General features: G+C 53.3%; 18 protein-coding genes. 2 read left to right on the top strand and 16 right to left on the bottom strand.

Annotated features, from left to right (window positions below):
* Positions 1–346: 346 nt before the first annotated feature.
* The 13 genes from ACY2RQ_RS11150 to ACY2RQ_RS11090 all read right to left on the bottom strand — a co-directional run bounded on the left by ACY2RQ_RS11150 (position 347) and on the right by ACY2RQ_RS11090 (position 10,626).
* Positions 347–1,129 (bottom strand): TatD family hydrolase, encoded by a 783-nt coding sequence (locus ACY2RQ_RS11150; RefSeq protein ID WP_490113051.1) that lies wholly within the window; start codon positions 1,127–1,129, stop codon positions 347–349.
* 33 nt (positions 1,130–1,162) lie between these two features.
* Positions 1,163–1,501: a PilZ domain-containing protein gene (locus ACY2RQ_RS11145; protein WP_490113044.1), complete on the bottom strand. Its 339-nt coding sequence runs from the start codon at positions 1,499–1,501 to the stop codon at positions 1,163–1,165.
* A 49-nt stretch (positions 1,502–1,550) separates the two neighbouring features.
* Positions 1,551–2,549, bottom strand: coding sequence for a DNA polymerase III subunit delta' (locus ACY2RQ_RS11140; protein ID WP_490113043.1), 999 nt, complete (start codon positions 2,547–2,549; stop codon positions 1,551–1,553).
* A complete protein-coding gene (tmk, locus tag ACY2RQ_RS11135) occupies positions 2,542–3,198 on the bottom strand; it encodes a dTMP kinase (protein WP_490113042.1) in 657 nt (218 codons plus the stop codon). The genes ACY2RQ_RS11140 and tmk overlap by 8 nt, the downstream gene beginning before the upstream one ends.
* Before the next feature lie 2 nt (positions 3,199–3,200).
* Positions 3,201–4,253, bottom strand: a complete 1,053-nt coding sequence (gene mltG / locus ACY2RQ_RS11130) for an endolytic transglycosylase MltG (protein WP_490113041.1) — start codon at positions 4,251–4,253, stop codon at positions 3,201–3,203.
* The gene (gene pabC / locus ACY2RQ_RS11125) at positions 4,246–5,079 is read right to left on the bottom strand and encodes an aminodeoxychorismate lyase (protein WP_490113040.1); all 834 of its coding nucleotides are present in this window, start codon (positions 5,077–5,079) and stop codon (positions 4,246–4,248) included. Before pabC ends, mltG begins: the two co-directional genes overlap by 8 nt.
* 27 nt (positions 5,080–5,106) lie before the next feature.
* Positions 5,107–6,351, bottom strand: coding sequence for a beta-ketoacyl-ACP synthase II (gene fabF / locus ACY2RQ_RS11120; protein WP_490113039.1), 1,245 nt, complete (start codon positions 6,349–6,351; stop codon positions 5,107–5,109).
* Positions 6,352–6,467: 116 nt separating this feature from the next.
* Positions 6,468–6,701 carry an acyl carrier protein gene (acpP, locus tag ACY2RQ_RS11115; RefSeq protein ID WP_490113038.1) on the bottom strand — a complete coding sequence of 78 codons (234 nt, stop codon included), beginning with the start codon at positions 6,699–6,701 and terminating at the stop codon, positions 6,468–6,470.
* Positions 6,702–6,836: 135 nt separating this feature from the next.
* Positions 6,837–7,595 carry a 3-oxoacyl-ACP reductase FabG gene (gene fabG / locus ACY2RQ_RS11110; RefSeq protein WP_490113037.1) on the bottom strand — a complete coding sequence of 253 codons (759 nt, stop codon included), beginning with the start codon at positions 7,593–7,595 and terminating at the stop codon, positions 6,837–6,839.
* Positions 7,596–7,666: 71 nt separating this feature from the next.
* Complete coding sequence (fabD, locus tag ACY2RQ_RS11105; RefSeq protein ID WP_490113036.1) at positions 7,667–8,599, bottom strand: ACP S-malonyltransferase; 933 nt, start codon at positions 8,597–8,599, stop codon at positions 7,667–7,669.
* Positions 8,600–8,794: 195 nt separating this feature from the next.
* The gene (gene plsX / locus ACY2RQ_RS11100; RefSeq protein ID WP_490113035.1) at positions 8,795–9,814 is read right to left on the bottom strand and encodes a phosphate acyltransferase PlsX; all 1,020 of its coding nucleotides are present in this window, start codon (positions 9,812–9,814) and stop codon (positions 8,795–8,797) included.
* Positions 9,815–9,822: 8 nt separating this feature from the next.
* Positions 9,823–10,002, bottom strand: coding sequence for a 50S ribosomal protein L32 (gene rpmF, locus ACY2RQ_RS11095; RefSeq protein ID WP_490113034.1), 180 nt, complete (start codon positions 10,000–10,002; stop codon positions 9,823–9,825).
* 30 nt (positions 10,003–10,032) lie between these two features.
* Positions 10,033–10,626, bottom strand: coding sequence for a YceD family protein (locus ACY2RQ_RS11090; RefSeq protein WP_490113033.1), 594 nt, complete (start codon positions 10,624–10,626; stop codon positions 10,033–10,035).
* A 105-nt stretch (positions 10,627–10,731) separates the two neighbouring features.
* Here ACY2RQ_RS11090 and ACY2RQ_RS11085 point away from each other — a divergent pair, with 105 nt between their 5' ends.
* The gene (locus tag ACY2RQ_RS11085) at positions 10,732–11,304 is read left to right on the top strand and encodes a Maf family protein (RefSeq protein WP_490113032.1); all 573 of its coding nucleotides are present in this window, start codon (positions 10,732–10,734) and stop codon (positions 11,302–11,304) included.
* Between the two features lie 44 nt (positions 11,305–11,348).
* On the opposite strand, the gene ACY2RQ_RS11080 is transcribed toward ACY2RQ_RS11085, so the two are convergent.
* Together ACY2RQ_RS11080 and rluC are read right to left on the bottom strand one after the other, a co-directional pair.
* Positions 11,349–12,311 carry a S49 family peptidase gene (locus ACY2RQ_RS11080; protein WP_490113031.1) on the bottom strand — a complete coding sequence of 321 codons (963 nt, stop codon included), beginning with the start codon at positions 12,309–12,311 and terminating at the stop codon, positions 11,349–11,351.
* A gap of 70 nt (positions 12,312–12,381) precedes the next feature.
* Positions 12,382–13,305: a 23S rRNA pseudouridine(955/2504/2580) synthase RluC gene (rluC, locus tag ACY2RQ_RS11075; protein WP_490113030.1), complete on the bottom strand. Its 924-nt coding sequence runs from the start codon at positions 13,303–13,305 to the stop codon at positions 12,382–12,384.
* A gap of 589 nt (positions 13,306–13,894) precedes the next feature.
* Between rluC and rne the strand changes: the two genes are divergently transcribed.
* Positions 13,895–16,777 carry a ribonuclease E gene (gene rne / locus ACY2RQ_RS11070; protein ID WP_490113029.1) on the top strand — a complete coding sequence of 961 codons (2,883 nt, stop codon included), beginning with the start codon at positions 13,895–13,897 and terminating at the stop codon, positions 16,775–16,777.
* Here the strand turns inward: rne and ACY2RQ_RS11065 are convergent.
* Positions 16,765–16,920, bottom strand: a complete 156-nt coding sequence (locus tag ACY2RQ_RS11065) for a hypothetical protein (RefSeq protein ID WP_490113028.1) — start codon at positions 16,918–16,920, stop codon at positions 16,765–16,767. The genes rne and ACY2RQ_RS11065 overlap by 13 nt on opposite strands.
* Positions 16,921–17,049 lie beyond the last annotated feature (129 nt).

Genomic DNA, 17,049 nt, shown 5'->3' with positions numbered 1-17,049 from the left:
CTCCTCTCACCAGACAAGCACCCACACGAATTGCCTGAATTCTTTGTTAAAGATCACCCAATCGCGCATTTCGTATTGAGTGGCTGATTCTGCTCTTCAGCAGAGAGGGAAGCGTTAGAAGCTGTCCCGATCAGCGAGGCCGCCATTTTACCCTGGAAGCTGTCGGTGTCAACCATTTTTTCTTTTAACTTCAAGACAGTAAATAACTAACATCTGCCTGTCCGGCTCTCGCCTCAGAAATTCGTGTTTCGCTTTATTTTCGCAAAACACTCATGGCCAACTGGCGGCGCATTATACGCCCCAGCCGACAATTTGCAATCGTTTAAACAAAGAAAACAAGCAACTTTTAAACAGCAGCTCTGGCTTTGGAAAACAGGGTATAAAAATTATTAGTTGTAATTTCAGCCAGCTCGTTCAGGGATACTCCTTTCAGCTCCGCAAGAAATCTTGCGACATCAGCAACAAAACGGGGCTCATTGGATTTGCCCCTGTGGGGAACAGGTGCAAGATAAGGAGAGTCTGTTTCAATTAACAGGCGGTCAAGGGGTACCTGTTTTGCTACATCACGCAGGGCTTCAGCATTCCGGAAAGTGACGATGCCAGACAAGGAAATATAGTAATTCATATCCATTGCTTTTTTAGCCATATCCCAGTCTTCAGTAAAACAATGCAGAACACCGGCACTTTCCTTACACCCATGGGAGGCTATCAGATCAAGGGTATCCTGACGGGCATCACGGGTATGAACGATAACCGGTAACCGGGTTTGGGAAGCCACCTGCAAGTGGGTGATAAAACGCTCCTGCATCTGCTCTTTACGATCACCGGCATAGTAGTAATCCAGGCCGGTCTCCCCTATCGCCACTATCTTCTTATGGGCAGACAACCGAACAAGCTCATCCACTTTTGGTTCCTCTGCCTTGCTTTCCAGTGGGTGCACCCCCACAGAAGCCCAGACATTATTGAACTCTGCAGTCTTCAGGACAGCGGGAAAGGTTTCCAGATCAACACAAACACTGAGAAAACCACTTACTCCGTCTTGGCCGGCGGCCTGCAGGGCAGCTTCCAGCTCACCATCATAGGGCTCAAGATCAATGCGGTCGAGATGACAGTGGGAATCAATAAACATAGACAATCAAATGACTCAGAATAAAAAGACATTTTACATAGTATTGGTCTGGCGCTCGGATCTGAGAGCACCCGCCAGATAAGTTTCGATCTTGCTGCGCACGGTATCGTCCAGATCAGTGAACTGCAGACCAATACCCGGCTGCCGGTTACCCTGAGCTCCCAGGGGGGTTACCCAGACTACGCGTCCGGCAACAGGCAGCTTGCCCGGTTCATCCATCAGGGTCAGCCGAAGAAACACCTCATCCCCTATGTCATATTTCTTGGATGTGGGAATAAAAAGCCCTCCTCCCTGCAGAAACGGCATATAAGCAGAGTAGAGTACCGCCTTATCCTTTATGGTTACGGAAAGAATACTGCCCTTCGCCGCCATAGTTTCACCTTTGTTATTATCTATATTCAGTTTTTATCAGTGTATGCAGTTACACCGTCAGCGCCAGCCAGCGGATCAGCACTGCTTCCAGCACCAGCTGCTTATTTAATGTCACCTGAGACAGGGCCAGATTACGCTGTTCAATCAGCCACTGATGAAAATCAAGCAGCTTTCTCTGCCCCGCACGCTCGGCAATATAACCCAGCATTCTGGCCATATCTTCGGTTTTAAGATAGCTCTGGCTTGTGGTGGCCTGAAAGCGGGCCATTTCCTGAACCCACAGCCCCAGCCATTCCAGCACAATGACCTGATCAAACCCCTGCCAATCCAGGGCCAGCTCGGCGGGTGTAATTTCACCTCGACTTAAACCGGCAAGACCGGTTTTCATGGTTTCCCGCTGCTCAATCAAACCTTCCTGCTCATAACGCAAAGCAGTAACCGGCTCACCAGCGGCCAGCTGAAGCAGGATCTTTGCCCGTTGCCCATCAGAAACAAAACCTTCAAGCCACTTTAATGCCTCAGCCGTTGACGGGCGGGAGAACAGAACCTGCTGGCATCGGCTGCGAATAGTCGGCAACAGGCTACTGACCTGTTGACTGACCAGCAGCATCAAGGTATCCCGCCCCGGTTCCTCAAGGCATTTCAGCAGTGCGTTGGCGGAGCTGATATTCATATTTTCCGCAGGTGTCAAAACCACCACTCGAAACCCACCCTGCTGGGGGGTTTTCTCGGTAAATTCGATCATCTTGCGCACCTGGGCAACCTTGATCTGTCTACCTCTTTCTTCCGGCTCAATCAATAGAAGATCAGGATGGGTCCCCGCAATATTCAGGCTACAGCCCCGACACTTCCCACAGGCTGTGCCATCCGTTTTATCCAGACACAGCACATATTGGGCGAAGGCCAGGGCAAACTCCCGTTTGCCCACACCGGTCTGCCCCCGGAGCAACAGCGCATGGGGCAGTTGCTCCTGCTGGAAACGGGCAGACAGCTGCTGCCAGTTTTCCTGATGCCAGTCCATAGGCAGGTATAATCGGGACTCACCCATGAATCACCCTTTGCTGCAAAGCTGTAGCGATAGTGTTTTGTACATTATCCAATGAAGCAGAAGCATCAACCACAACAAAACGGTCAGGCTCAGCCCTAGCGCGATCGATATACCCCAGCCGCACCCGTTCAAAGAAATCGCTCTTTTCCTGTTCAATGCGGTCAAGCTCTCCGCGCCCACTGGCCCGGGCCATACCCACATCCACAGAAATATCCAGAAGCAGAGTCATATCCGGACGCAGCTCTTCCTGTACCAGGGTTTCCAGGGTTTTTAAAGCCTGAAGACTCAAGCCTCGACCATAACCCTGGTAAGCAAAGCTGGCATCGGTAAAACGATCGCAAAGCACCAGTTTGCCTTCCTTAAGGGCCGGTTTAATCACCTCTTCCAGATGCTGGGCCCTGGCCGCAAACATCATTAATAACTCAGTCATTGGCGCAACTGTTTCATCACCGGGAGTTAACAACAAATCGCGAATCCGCTCCGCCAGGGGCGTGCCACCCGGCTCCCGGGTACGGATAAATTCAATACCCTGTTTTGTCAGCCAGTCCGCGACAAACTCGATATTGGTGGTCTTACCCGCGCCCTCACCACCTTCAATGGTCAGAAAAAAACCGGAACCGACAGCCTTACCGAATGATTGAATAGCCATAATTACTCCTGTCCGCTGTCACTGGTGACCAGAGGCGTACTGCGATAATCCTCGCGCCGGTTTAACTGATACTTTCTTACGGCCCGGTTATGTTCCAGCAGGGTACGGGAAAACACATGGGAACCATCACCACGGGCGACAAAATAAAGCTCATCTCCCTTGGCCGGATTCAATGCCGCATGAATAGCTTCCCGACCAACCAGGGCAATAGGCGTCGGTGGAAGCCCGTTAATACGATAGGTATTGTAGGGTGTGCGGGCATTCAGATCACGGCGACGGATACGCCCGTCATAGTCATCACCCATACCATAAATCACCGTGGGGTCACTCTGCAGGCGCATACGCTTTTGCAGGCGTCGGACAAAAACCCCGGCAATCCTCGGGCGCTCCTCAGAAACCGCAGTTTCCCGCTCAATCACGGAGGCCATCACCAAAGCCTCATAAGGGGTTTTATAGGGCAGACCCGGCTGACGCCTCTGCCACTCTTCATCCAAAACTTCCAGCAAACGCTGGTGTGCACGGCGGAGAACAGTCACATCCGTATCACCGGCCTCATAAAAGTAGGTATCGGAAAAGAACAGACCTTCCGTCCCGGGAGCTTCAATCTCCAGAAGTTCCTGTAACGAAGTATCTTCCACAGAAGAAAACGTCTGCTCCAAACGACTGCCCTCAAGCTCCTCAAGATTTTCTGCCAGAGTGCGTCCTTCCACCAGGGTGACCGCATGCTGGATCACATCGCCCGAAGAGAGATGCTCCAGCAATTCAATCACTGTTGTTCCCTGGGGCAACAAATACTCCCCTGCCTGCAGGCCGGTATCCTTCTTCATGACACGGGCATATGCCTTAAACAACAAAGGCTGATCAATCAGACCCCTCTGATTCAGCCGGACAGCCACGGAAGAAAACGATTCACCACGGGAAATAGTGACAACAACATCCCCGCCGTTAATCACCGGCCGATCAAGATAATTCTGCAGATAAATAAAAGACACCCCGGCACCAACAAGGAAAAGGGTGAATAAAATGGAAATAATTTTCAAACAACGCTTAATCATTAAAAAGCTGGCACACCTTATTCTGAACAGTGCGGGTCACCGGCCCTGGCCGCCAGCTATGCTGCTGACACCGTTGAACCGGCAGAACCCCCATAACGCCATTAACCAGAAAAACTTCATCAGCAGAAAACAACTCTTTCTGAGCTACCTTCCCAATGGAAACAGCTAACTCCGACACTCCACCATCAATCAACCAGCGGCGTAAAACCCCTTCCACGCCACAGAGAGACAAATCAGGCGTGACAAGATTTCCTGACTTTACCAGAAACAGGTTGGTCATTGTTCCTTCAATCAGAAAACCGTCTATATCGGAAACCAGACCTTCCCCATATGCGGTACCCTGCCACTCTCCCCGGGCCAACACCTGCTCCAGCCGGTTCAGATGTTTCATTCCCGCCAATACCGGCGAATGACCCAGAGGCGTTTTGCAGAGCATGACTTCGATGCCCTCTTCCCTCCACGCTGGGGAAATATCCGGCAAAGGGAACCATCCGAGAACGGTGCGCCCTGTCGCGCCCGCCGGGTTATAGCCCCGGCCACCACTGCCACGGGTGACAATAACTTTCAAAGTGCCGTTACCCCGCCCCGCAAGAAAACCCTGCACCTGCGTTTTCAACACACATAAATCCAGAGGAAGAGCCAGCCGCTGACAAGACAAAACCAGTCTCTCATAGTGCAAAGGCTTGAGGGGCATTCGCCCACCCACAACACGGATGGTTTCAAAAACGCCATCCCCGTATTGAAACCCCCGGTCGTTCAGAGGCACAGTGTCCACCGGGCAGCCATCCACCCAAAAATCCGCCTGTAGAGCGTCTGCCTTATTCATACAACCAAACAACCCAGAACTGTTGATTTACAATTCAAACCGGGAAAAGGCCAAAGTAGCATTGGTGCCGCCAAATCCAAAGGAGTTCGACAGGGCGTGCTGTATCTTCATATCCCGGGCCTGATGGGGTACATAATCCAGCACACACCCTTCATCGGGGTTATCCAGATTAATGGTCGGAAGCGCCACACCATCAACAATAGATTTTGCAACAATAGCCGCTTCCAGTGCTCCCGCAGCCCCCAACAGGTGCCCGGTCATGGACTTTGTGGAACTGACCGCCAGCTTACCGGCATGACCATTAAACACCTGCTCAATGGCACAGGACTCCACCATATCACCGGCCTGAGTAGACGTACCATGGGCATTGATATAATCAACATCCTCAGCATTCAAACCTGCATCTTTCAACGCACCCGCCATTGCCTGAATTGCGCCATGACCATCGTCGGGGGGCGAAGTCATATGATAAGCATCACCACTCATGGCAAAACCGGTAATTTCCGCAAGGATATTTGCCCCGCGGGCCTGGGCATGCTCCAGGGACTCCAGCACCAGAGCTGCCGCACCATCAGACAACACAAACCCATCCCGGTCTTTATCCCAGGGACGGCTGGCTGCTTCGGGGTCATCATTACGGGATGACAAGGCCCGAGCCGCAGAGAAACCAGCAATTCCCAGAGAAGAGGAGCCTTTTTCAGAACCACCGGCCACCATCACATCGGCATCACCCCAGGCAATCATGCGGGCGGCCATACCAACGCAGTGAGTGCCGGTGGTACAGGCTGTGGTAATGGCAAAATTCGGCCCACGCAGGTTGTATTGCATGGACAGCCAGCCGGCCACCATATTGGTAATGGCCGACGGTACAAAAAACGGAGATACACGACGAGGCCCCTTCTCCTGAAGGAGGTTGGCGGTCTCTTCAATGGTGCCAATACCACCAATGCCGGAACCAAAAGCCACACCGGCTCGGGGACTCAGGGCATCGGTAATTTCAAGACCGGAATGACGGATCGCTTCGATGGAAGCCGCCAGACCATACTGAAGAAACAGATCCATCTTGCGGGCATCTTTGGGGGAGAACCAGTTACCCACCTGGAAATCATCAACGGCACCACAGATTCTTACCGGCCAGGACTCAGCGTCAAAATGATTGATTGCGCCTATGCCACTCTGACCATTCTGCAAACCTTTCCATGTTGCCTCAAACCCGGAAGCCAACGGAGTTATTGCCCCCACTCCGGTAATTACAACCCGCCTGCGCATCATAGGTTTTCTCCTGCAGTGTCCTGTTGCAGCTTAATATTTATAAAAACAGAAATTACAGACACAGAAAAGCCGCACATAACAGCGTCAGGTGCGGCTTTTCATAAATTCGGGATCAATTACTGGTGGGAAACGACGTAGTCGATAGCTTCCTGAACAGTAGTAATCTTCTCGGCTTCTTCATCGGGAATCTCGGTTTCAAACTCTTCTTCCAGAGCCATCACAAGTTCTACCGTGTCGAGGGAGTCAGCACCCAGATCTTCAACAAAGGAAGACTCATTGCTTACTTCCTCTTCCTTAACGCCAAGCTGCTCGCAAACGATCTTCTTGACGCGTTCTTCAATAGTACTCATGCCTTGTTACGCTCCTGTAGTTTCATGCAGCATTCGCTGAGAAACAGTAGTTTATATAAACGCTCGAAAGAATATCAAGCGGGTAAAGTTTTAACTGGATAATATTTGCTGTTTGTCGCAAGCAAACACCCCATATTACCCCATATACATGCCACCATTCACCTGCAGGGTTTCACCGGTCATATAGGCCGCCTCATCTCCCGCAAGAAATGCTACCACGCCCGCAATCTCCGCCGGATCACCCAAGCGCCCCATGGGCACCTGATCCAACAGTAGCTGACGGTGATCTTCTGGCAGACTCCTGGTCATATCGGTATCGATAAAACCGGGAGCTACCGCATTGACAGTAATCTGGCGACTGCCTATTTCACGGGCCAGGGAGCGGGTAAAGCCCTCCAGGCCAGCCTTGGCAGCAGCATAATTCGACTGGCCGGCATTCCCCATGGAGCCCACCACCGAACTGATATTAACAATACGACCCCACCGGGCCTTGGTCATGGCACGCAGGCAGGCTTTGCTCATACGGTAGATGGAGCCGAGATTGGTGTCGATCACACTGCCCCACTCATCATCCTTCATCCGCATCAGGATATTATCCCGGGTAATTCCGGCATTATTTACCAGAATCAGCGGCGCGCCAAATTCTGTGGTCACAGTTTTTACGACACTCGTCACAGAATCCGCATCGGACACATCCAGGCGCAGACCCGTACCCTTCACGCCGTTCTCTTTAAGAACTTCAGCGATTGCCGCAGCGCCAGCATCGGATGTTGCCGTACCCACGACAGTAGCACCAGCAGCTCCCAGACGCAGGGCGATTGCCTGCCCGATTCCTCTACTGGCTCCTGTGACCAGCGCAACCTTACCAGCCAGACCGGCTATTTCCTGCTGCATGCCCATGATTCCTCTTGTTCAACTGTTCACTGTCACCATCATTCTGGGCAACCATAAAACTCCAACCAGCCTTATCCGCCAATTTCCGGGAACGCTGAAATATCTTCCATGCCAGTAACAGGCACCGAACGCTCAATACGCTTACCCAGCCCCGCCAGAACCTTGCCGGGACCACACTCCTGGAACCCGGTTACGCCGGCAGCCACCATGGTGCGCACGGACTCAACCCAACGCACTGGCTGGGACAGCTGGCTCACCAGGTTAGCGCGAATACTCTCAACATCTTCAACAACCCGGGCAGACACGTTCTGCACAACGGGGATTTTTGGCGCGCTCAAAATGATACCCTCCAGATGTTTTTCCAGACGGGCCGCCGCAGGCTCCATCAATGCGCAGTGGGACGGAACACTCACCGGCAGCGGCATAACCTTGCGGGCACCGGCTGCAGAAAAAGTTTTACCAGCACGGGCAACTGCTGCCGCGGAACCGGCAATCACAACCTGACCGGGGGCGTTGAAATTCACCGCGGAAAGCACTTCGCCTTCACCGCAGGTTTCGGCACAGAGTTCAATCACCTTGTCATCATCAAGACCTAGCACCGCCGCCATCGCTCCCTGCCCCTGGGGCACGGCTTCCTGCATATAAAGACCACGATTACGTACCAGGCGTACAGCATCGGCAAAAGACAGCACATCGGCAGCAACCAGTGCAGAATACTCACCCAGGCTGTGCCCGGTAACAAACCCGGGCAGCCCACCGCCACGGGCTTCCCATAAACGCCAGAGCGCGATACTGGCAACCAGCAGAGCGGGCTGAGTATTCTCAGTGGCATTCAGTGCTTCCGCCGGGCCATTAAGAATCATGTCGCGCAGATCAAAACCGAGGGTTTCACCAGCTTCGACAAACGTGTCATTAACGACGGACTCCTGCTCGGCGATCGCAGACAACATGCCGACTTTCTGGGAACCCTGCCCCGGGAAAATAAACGCGATACTGGAAGTCATTGACTCTGCAAAATCCTGTTACTGAATAGCCCTATTATAGGGAAACGAAATATTCAATCGGTAAAAATATGTTGCACAGACATTGCCGTAAAGTAACAGAAGGGTGATGCTTTTATGTCAGGCAACATGTCAAACAGCATATCAAGCCTCAAAACACATCCATTGACGCATACACATACTCAAGCCACTAAAAAGCTAAAGCATAACCTCAAGGCGTTTGTTGATTTTCTGTACGGCGGACTGATCAACAGCCTGGACAGCCTGATCAATAGCAGCGGCAAACTGCTGCTCATCGGAAGCGCCGTGGCTTTTTACCACCACACCGTTCAGACCCAGCAGCGTTGCACCATTAAAGCGTCCGGGCTCGAAACTGCCGACAAGTATACCCACCAAGGGTTTAGCCAGCCAGCCCAGCAGTTTTTTCCAGCCGGTCAGCCCGACACCGGACTGCAGCCTTTGAGCAATCAGGCGCGCCACACCTTCGCTGGACTTAAGGGCGACATTTCCCGGAAAACCATCGCAGACAACCACATCAGCCTCACCGAAAAACAGCCTGTCACCTTCTACATAGCCACAGTAGTTTAACTCTTGATTATCACTGATAAGCTGCTGGGCCAGACGCACCCGTTCGCAACCTTTCACATCCTCTTCCCCGATATTCAACAGGCCAACCCGGGGAGAAGACACATCATAGACCTCACTCATCATCAGGGAGCCAAGCACGGCAAACTGGTAAAGAAGCTCAGATGAACAGTCAACATTGGCACCGAGATCTAACAGAAGAACAACACCTTCCGGCGAAGGAAGCTGACCGACAAGGGCAGGACGATCAATACCGGGAAGGGTTTTCAGAAGATGACGCCCCATAGCCATCAGAGCTCCGGTATTGCCGGCACTGACACAGGCCTGGGACATTCCCATGGCCACCTGCTCCACTGCAAGCCACATGGAGGAATCCTGCTTGCGCCGCAGAGCACTGGAGGGTTTATCATCCATGGCCACAACCTGGGCAGCATGAACCACTGTGATGCGATCATTCTGACCGGATGAAAGAGTACCCGCTTTCAACTCTTCACGAATAAAGCGGGAGTCACCGGTAAGCACCAGGTGCAGACCAGGATATCGTGAAAGCGCGTCCTGCGCGGCCCGGATACGAGAACGGGGACCACAGTCCCCGCTCATAATATCCAGCGCTATGGTCGCTTCCTGACCCAAAGCGTGAATTACTCGCCCTTATCAGCGATGGCTTTCTGTCCGCGGTAGAAACCGTCAGCAGTCACGTGATGACGACGGTGAGTTTCACCGGAAGCAGCATCCACAGACAGGGAAGGAGCGGTCAGAGCATCGTGGGAGCGACGCATGTCACGCTTGGAACGGGTTTTGCGATTTTTTTGAACGGCCATGGAAATCTCTCCTAAAAATGGCTACTGAAATCATGACTTGCCGGTTTTCAGACCGGCCAGCACACTGAACGGGCTGGGGCGCTGGGCAGCCTCCTGGACCTCCAGCTCTTCAGCACTGCCTTCCGGCAGAGTGCTGTACGCCTCCTGCTTACTATGACAGTCTTCGTTTTCGTGGTAGGCGAAAGCCGGCAGATTGAGTATTACTTCCTGCTCAAGCAGTGGCAGAAGCTCAACAGCTTCTTCCTCCACGATCAGCGGATCCAGGCTTGCGGGTAAGTTCCGAGCCTGATCTTCATTCCGCACAACTGCCATATTCACATTGGCAACAAAATTTATCTCTGCCACATCAAGACAACGCTGGCACACCATGGCCAGACTACCATCAAGTTCACCCTGGATCAGAATTCGACGCTGCTGGTCAACTTCAAAACGCAGGACGACCCGAATACTGGTCTGGTCATCAGCAACTATGTTTTGCAGCCTGGGGCATGAGGCTACAGGCAACTCACCTTCAACAATGGCATTCTGATAAGCCAGCTTGCGGGGTGAAATATGTCTTGGTAACTGTCCGGTAAACATAAGCGCGCCATAATAGGGACATGCATTGCAGGTGTAAAGATGCAATGCATGATTTCCCTGCACAGATTTAGCCCTATAGACTAACGCTCAAACGTAGTCCTGCACAATCCCGCTACAGGCCATCACCCGGAAATCCCTGATAAACACACCATGACAATTATTCTCGCCTCAAGCTCGCCCTATCGCCGCCAGCTTCTCACCCGACTGCATATCCCTTTCACCTGTATCAGCCCGGATATTGATGAAACCCCGAAGAATGGAGAAAACCCGGAAGAGCTGGCTCTGCGCCTCAGCACAGAGAAAGCCGCTGCTGTGGCTGAAAATCATTCCGCAGATCTGATTATCGCCTCAGATCAGGTGGCCGTACTGAGTGGAAAAATACTGGGCAAGCCTGGCACCGAAGAAAAAGCTTTTAATCAGCTCAAACAAGCCAGCGGCCAGGAAGTGACATTTCTGACCGGACTCTGCCTTCACCCCAAAGGGCAGCAGCCTATCGCCTGCGTTATTCCTTTCAGTGTTCTATTCCGGACGTTGAGCAATGATGAAATACACCGCTATATAAAGGCCGACCAGCCCCTGGATTGCGCCGGCAGCTTTAAATGGGAACAGCAGGGCATCAGTCTGTTTGAAAAAATGCAGGGGGATGACCCCACAGCCCTGGAAGGACTGCCCCTGATCACACTCACCAAACTGCTGCGCAACCAGGGGCTTCAGATTCCCTAACGGTTTATTATCAAAGAAGTCTTTCTCTTAATAATAAGGAAGGATCAACGCACCACCGGCCCTTCCAATCCCAGGCTGACACCCAGGGCCTGGGCCGCACTGGAGCCAATCTTGCTGGCAAACCGCTCCAGAAAGCCAGGCTTTACGGTAAAGTCGACAATTTCATCCACCCCAATCACTTCCCGGGCCACATAACCGGAGCTGCCCAGGGAATCTACCAGCCCCAAAGCTTCGGCCTGCTGACCGGTCCAGATGAGGCCGGAGAAAATTTCCGGTGTCTCTTTCAGGCGATCTCCACGCCCCTTGCGCACACTTTCGATAAACTGCTCGTGAATATTTTTTACAGTGGAGCGCAGATGCTCTGCCGCAACCGGATCTTCCGGCTGGAAGGGATCAGTCAGAGCCTTGTGGTCACCCGCACCGTAGAAGCGACGGGTCACACCCAGCTTTTTCATGGCACCGGTAAAACCAAATGTGGCCATATAAGCACCTATAGAACCGACAACAGAGGCTCTATCCGCATAAATTTCATCAGCAGCCGCAGCAATATAATAAGCCGCGGACGCACCCACATCGGAAATCACCGCATAAACCTTAAGGTCTTCACGGGTCGCTTTCAGACGATTTATCTCATCATATATGTAACCGGCCTGAACAGGGCTACCACCCGGGCTGTTAATACGTAGCACCACTCCACGGACCTTGTGATCCTCATAGGCTCTGCGCAGCCCTGTAATAATGGAATCAGCATTCGCATCCCGATCAGCAGCAATTACACCTTTTACCTCAACCAGGGCAACATACTCTTTCGCCGCTGATTTACCCTCTTTCATGGGGAAAACAACCAGCCCTATCCCCACAAGTACATAGGCAAAAAAAAGAAACTTGAAGAAAACTCCCCAGCGTCGAGCCCTTTTCTGCTCCTGTACCGCGCTGAACAGCATCTTTTCAATCAGCTTTCGATCTTCCGAGGCCATGCTGTCCTCCACCTCCCGATTATCGGACATTTATTATTCTCCACCCATTCACAACAGTAACTGATCCGTTTATCTCAACTCAGGCCGGTGAAAACAACCATCAACCGGCCTTCATACCATTCAGTACCCTCACAAGCTCTTCAGGCAAGGGCGCGGTGAACTGCTTATAACTGCCATCCGGCAGATTGATTCCAACCTTCGCAGCATGGAGAAACAACCGGTTCAGGCCAACCTCCTCGGCCAGAATCCGAGTCCGCTCCACACCGTATTTACTGTCTCCCAGAATCGGACAGCCCACATGACGGGTATGGACACGAATCTGGTGGGTGCGCCCTGTTTCCAGGCTGGCTTCAACCAGAGTCGCGGGGCCATAACGCTTCAGCACCTTAAAGCGGGTACGGGACGGCTTGCCTTCCGGAGAAACGCTTACCATCCGTTCTCCGGACTGCAGTACATTCTTCTGCAGAGGCGCGGATACCGCTGTTTTACGGGCGGGCCAGCGACCATCCACCAATGCGTTATACACCTTCAGCACATGGTGCTCACGGATCTGGGCATGAAGGTGGCGAAGCATACTGCGCTTTTTCGCCACCAACAGACACCCGGAGGTGTCCCTATCGATACGGTGCACGAGTTCCAGAAAACGGCAGTCCGGACGCAGCTGTCGAAGGCTCTCAATCACTCCCAGGGAAATACCGCTGCCACCGTGAACCGCCAGCCCACTGGGCTTGTTCAGCACCAGCAGGGAGTCATCTTCATACAGAATGGCCGCCTCTATTTTTCGTGCCACATCCATACCCGGAACCACGGGCAATTTCGCCTCACTCACCCGCACCGGCGGCACTCGAACCACATCGCCATCCTGGAGTTTAGTCTCAGCCTTAACCCGGCCTTTATTCACCCGCACTTCACCCTTGCGAATAATCCGGTAAATCCTGCTCTTCGGCACCCCCTTGAGAGCCACTCGTAAAAAATTATCAAGCCTCTGCCCGGCCTGATCTTCATCAACCGTAAAAAAACGCACACCAGTACCTGTTGCTGGCGCTTTGGAAGCATTATCAATCATCTTACTATGGTAACAGTTTTCCTCAGTTTGAAGCACTTACGAATAGCTGATATATTTCCGGTAATGCTTCAGATTATGTATGAAAATGAAGCAGATAAAGTAATAACGTGATAAGAAGTCCGTATAACAGCACTCTTTCGGGAACAGCCAGGGAAAAAATGTTATCCTGATGTTCCAAGATCTATGCATGATTATGCGGCACGCCTGAACAGGATAACCTGATAAGGCAAAATTTACAGAGTGTGCAAAGGTCACATAACCTCTGCGCTTCGAGCTAACCAGCGCTGTCCAGTTCTCTTGAGCGCTCCTATTACGATTCGATAGTCAAGATTTCAGGCACTCGTTTACCGCTGAGAAAGCCCCAAAATACGGGCTCAACGACTCGGCAACAGATAAGACCGGAAATCTGGTTCGCCCCAGGCGAGATCAGCCCCCAAGCCAGGAGCTTCGGGGTGCGACCCTGTAGAAACACAGGATGAAAAGAAGAACGAATAATAGGAGATATCGAGCATGAAGTGGACCGCCTACTGATATATACCGGATTTGCATGAAAAGAATGCTTATCAACGCGACACAGCAGGAAGAGCTGCGTGTTGCCATGGTCGACGGCCAGCGTCTCTACGACCTTGATATAGAATCAGGAGCCCGCGAACAGAAAAAAGCCAACATCTACAAAGGTAAAATCACCCGCGTAGAACCCAGTCTCGAAGCTGCCTTCGTTGACTTTGGCTCTGAACGCCACGGTTTCCTTCCCCTTAAAGAAATCTCCCGGGAATACTTCACCGGCAACCCCGGCTCCGGCCGCCCCAGCATCAAGGACGTTATCCGCGAAGGCCAGGAAATCATTGTCCAGGTCGACAAGGAAGAGCGTGGCAATAAAGGTGCCGCCCTCACCTCCCTGGTAAGTCTGGCCGGCCGCTATCTGGTGCTGATGCCCAACAACCCGCGCGCCGGTGGCATCTCCCGCCGTATCGAAGGCGAAGAGCGTACCCAACTCCGCGAAGCCCTGGCCCAGCTGGACATCCCCGCAGAAATGGGCGTTATCGTACGCACCGCTGGTCTTGGCCGTGACGCCTCCGACCTCCAGTGGGATCTGAACTACCTGCTGCAGGTATGGAATTCCATTAAGGAAGCCATCCAGAACCGCCCAGCCCCTTTCCTGGTTTACCAGGAGAGCAACGTGACCATTCGCGCCATCCGTGACTACCTGCGCCAGGACATTGGCGAGGTACTGGTAGACAACCCTGACGTGCACAAGGAAGCCCTGGACTTTGTCTCCCAGGTGATGCCCCAGTACAAGACCCGCATCAAGCTGTACCATGACGAAGTCCCACTGTTCAACCGCTTCCAGATTGAAAGCCAGATTGAAACCGCCTTCCAGCGGGAAGTGAAACTGCCTTCAGGCGGCTCCATCGTGATCGACCCGACGGAAGCCCTGGTCTCAATCGATATCAACTCCGCCCGAGCGACCCGCGGTGGGGATATCGAAGAGACTGCCCGCAACACCAACCTGGAAGCGGCAGAAGAGATTGCCCGCCAGCTGCGTCTGCGGGATATCGGCGGCCTGATCGTGATCGACTTCATCGATATGAATTCCAACAAGAATCAGCGCGATGTCGAGAACCGGATCCGTGAAGCCCTGCAAATGGACCGCGCCCGCATTCAGCTGGGCCGTATTTCCCGCTTTGGCCTGTTGGAAATGTCCCGTCAGCGCCTGCGTCCGTCCCTGGGCGAAACCAGTGGCATCGTCTGCCCCCGCTGTAACGGTCAGGGTACTATCCGCGACGTGCACTCCCTGTCCCTGTCCATCATGCGACTGATGGAAGAAGAAGCCCAGAAAGAGCGCACCTCCGAAATTCGCGCACAGGTTCCTGTCGCAGTTGGCACCTTTCTGCTAAACGAGAAACGGGACATCATCAGCCGTATCGAGAAGCGCAGCGGCGCACGGGTTCTGATTATTCCTAACCCACACCTGGATACGCCCCACTTTGAAGTGCAGCGTCTCCGTGACGACCATGTTGGTGACGAACCCGTCAGCAGCCTGGATCTAAGCAACGCCGCTGAACCGGAAGCTCCAGAATACCTGCAGGACAAAGCACCCCAGAAAGCGCCGGAAGCCGCAGTTCGCAATATCACTCCGAGTCAGCCCGCCCCCGAACGCACTCCGGCCAGAACACCGGCAGCCCGGGAATCCGATGGATTACTGCGCACCATTGCCAAAACCTTTGGCAGCCTGTTCTCCGCTCCGGAAGAGGAAAAGCCCGAACCTGCGGCCAAATCTCGCCAGGAACGCAGCCAAGGCGGAAATCGTGATGACAACCGCCGCCCCAGCCGTACCAGCGAACGCCGTCGTGACGATCGCAACACTCGCAACGAACAGCGTCGCGATCGTAACGAGCAGCGCAACGAACGCCGCGCTCAGAGTGATGACGACCGTCAGCAGCGTCGTGGACAACAGCGCCGTGACCGCCAGGATCGCAGCGAACAGCGCAATGACACCCGCAGGAGCCAGCGTAACGAGCAACGCAATGAACGTCCTCAGCAGGAGCGTCGCCGCAGCGATGAGCGTCAGCAGGATACCGCTGCGATTGAAGACCTGAACCATCCTCAGCAACCGATCAACACCGGAGATCAGGAAGAGAAACGTCGTCGCCCCCGCAACCTGCAGAACCGTCGCCGTAGCAACCGGCCATCCCAGCGTGACCGTGCAGTACCAGCTGCGGATGAAAGCACCAAGGATCCCATACAGAAACCGACAATAGAAGCGGCTCCGGCACCAATTGCCCCTAAGTCGACAGAAAAACCCCGCCAGGAGAAAACCCCTGAACCGGTCAAACCTGTAACCCAGGAAGCCCCATGCCAGCCAGCTGCGGAGAAACTAGCACAGTCTATATCCAAACCCTTGGCGGAAGCTGTTGCTCCCGACACTATCAAGAGGGCTGAGCCCCAGAGCGCGCTGAACCTATCTGAAGAGTCTCAAAAGAGAGAACCCCAGAAGAACCGGGAAACATTTGCAGAGAAAGCTCATACTGCTGCCTCCAAAACAAAGGAACGGGCTGTTCCTGCGGAAAAACCAGTGCCTGCTCCTCACCCCGTAAAAGAGGAAGCCAAACCGGCTCACCAGCCCCAGGTTGAAAGCAAGCCTGAAGCCATAAAGTCCGAGCCAGTTAAAGCCGAAGCAGCTAAGCCGGAGGCAAAACCTGTTCCTGTTAAACAGGAACAGCCTGCAGCACCAGCCCAGGAAGCGGCAGAACCCGCCCCCCGCCGTCGTCGCTCCCGCACCCGTGCGGCCAACGACCCCAGGGAGATTCGTCGCCGCCAGAAGGAAGCGGAAGCGACCGCTGCCCAGGCGGAGACCAAGCCATCACAACAGGCTGAAGTTGAAGCCAAAGCGACCCCACAGGAAAGCACCAGCAATCAGGACCAGTAACAGCCCCTGATTGCTGGCCATAAAGAAAGCCCCGGTTTTCCAGCCGGGGCTTTCTTTTTTTCTCTCAGGTGAGTTATCAGTTCACCATAAATCTCTTTATCAATATCGCCATTACTGTCCAGAGGCATATCTCTGTAATTCATAAAGGCGCCATTAAACTCCCCGGAACGAAAAGTCGCGACAAACCTGGCCTGCATATCAATAAGAAAAACCGAAACCGTTTTCCCTCAGCCACAAGCTTTTCCATACGGGCGACCGTCTCTTTACCGCCG

Source organism: Parendozoicomonas sp. 209JJ7-1, assembly GCF_058147085.1.
The sequence above is the reverse complement of the archived record's forward strand: the minus strand, read 5'-3'. Positions and strand labels throughout refer to the sequence as shown.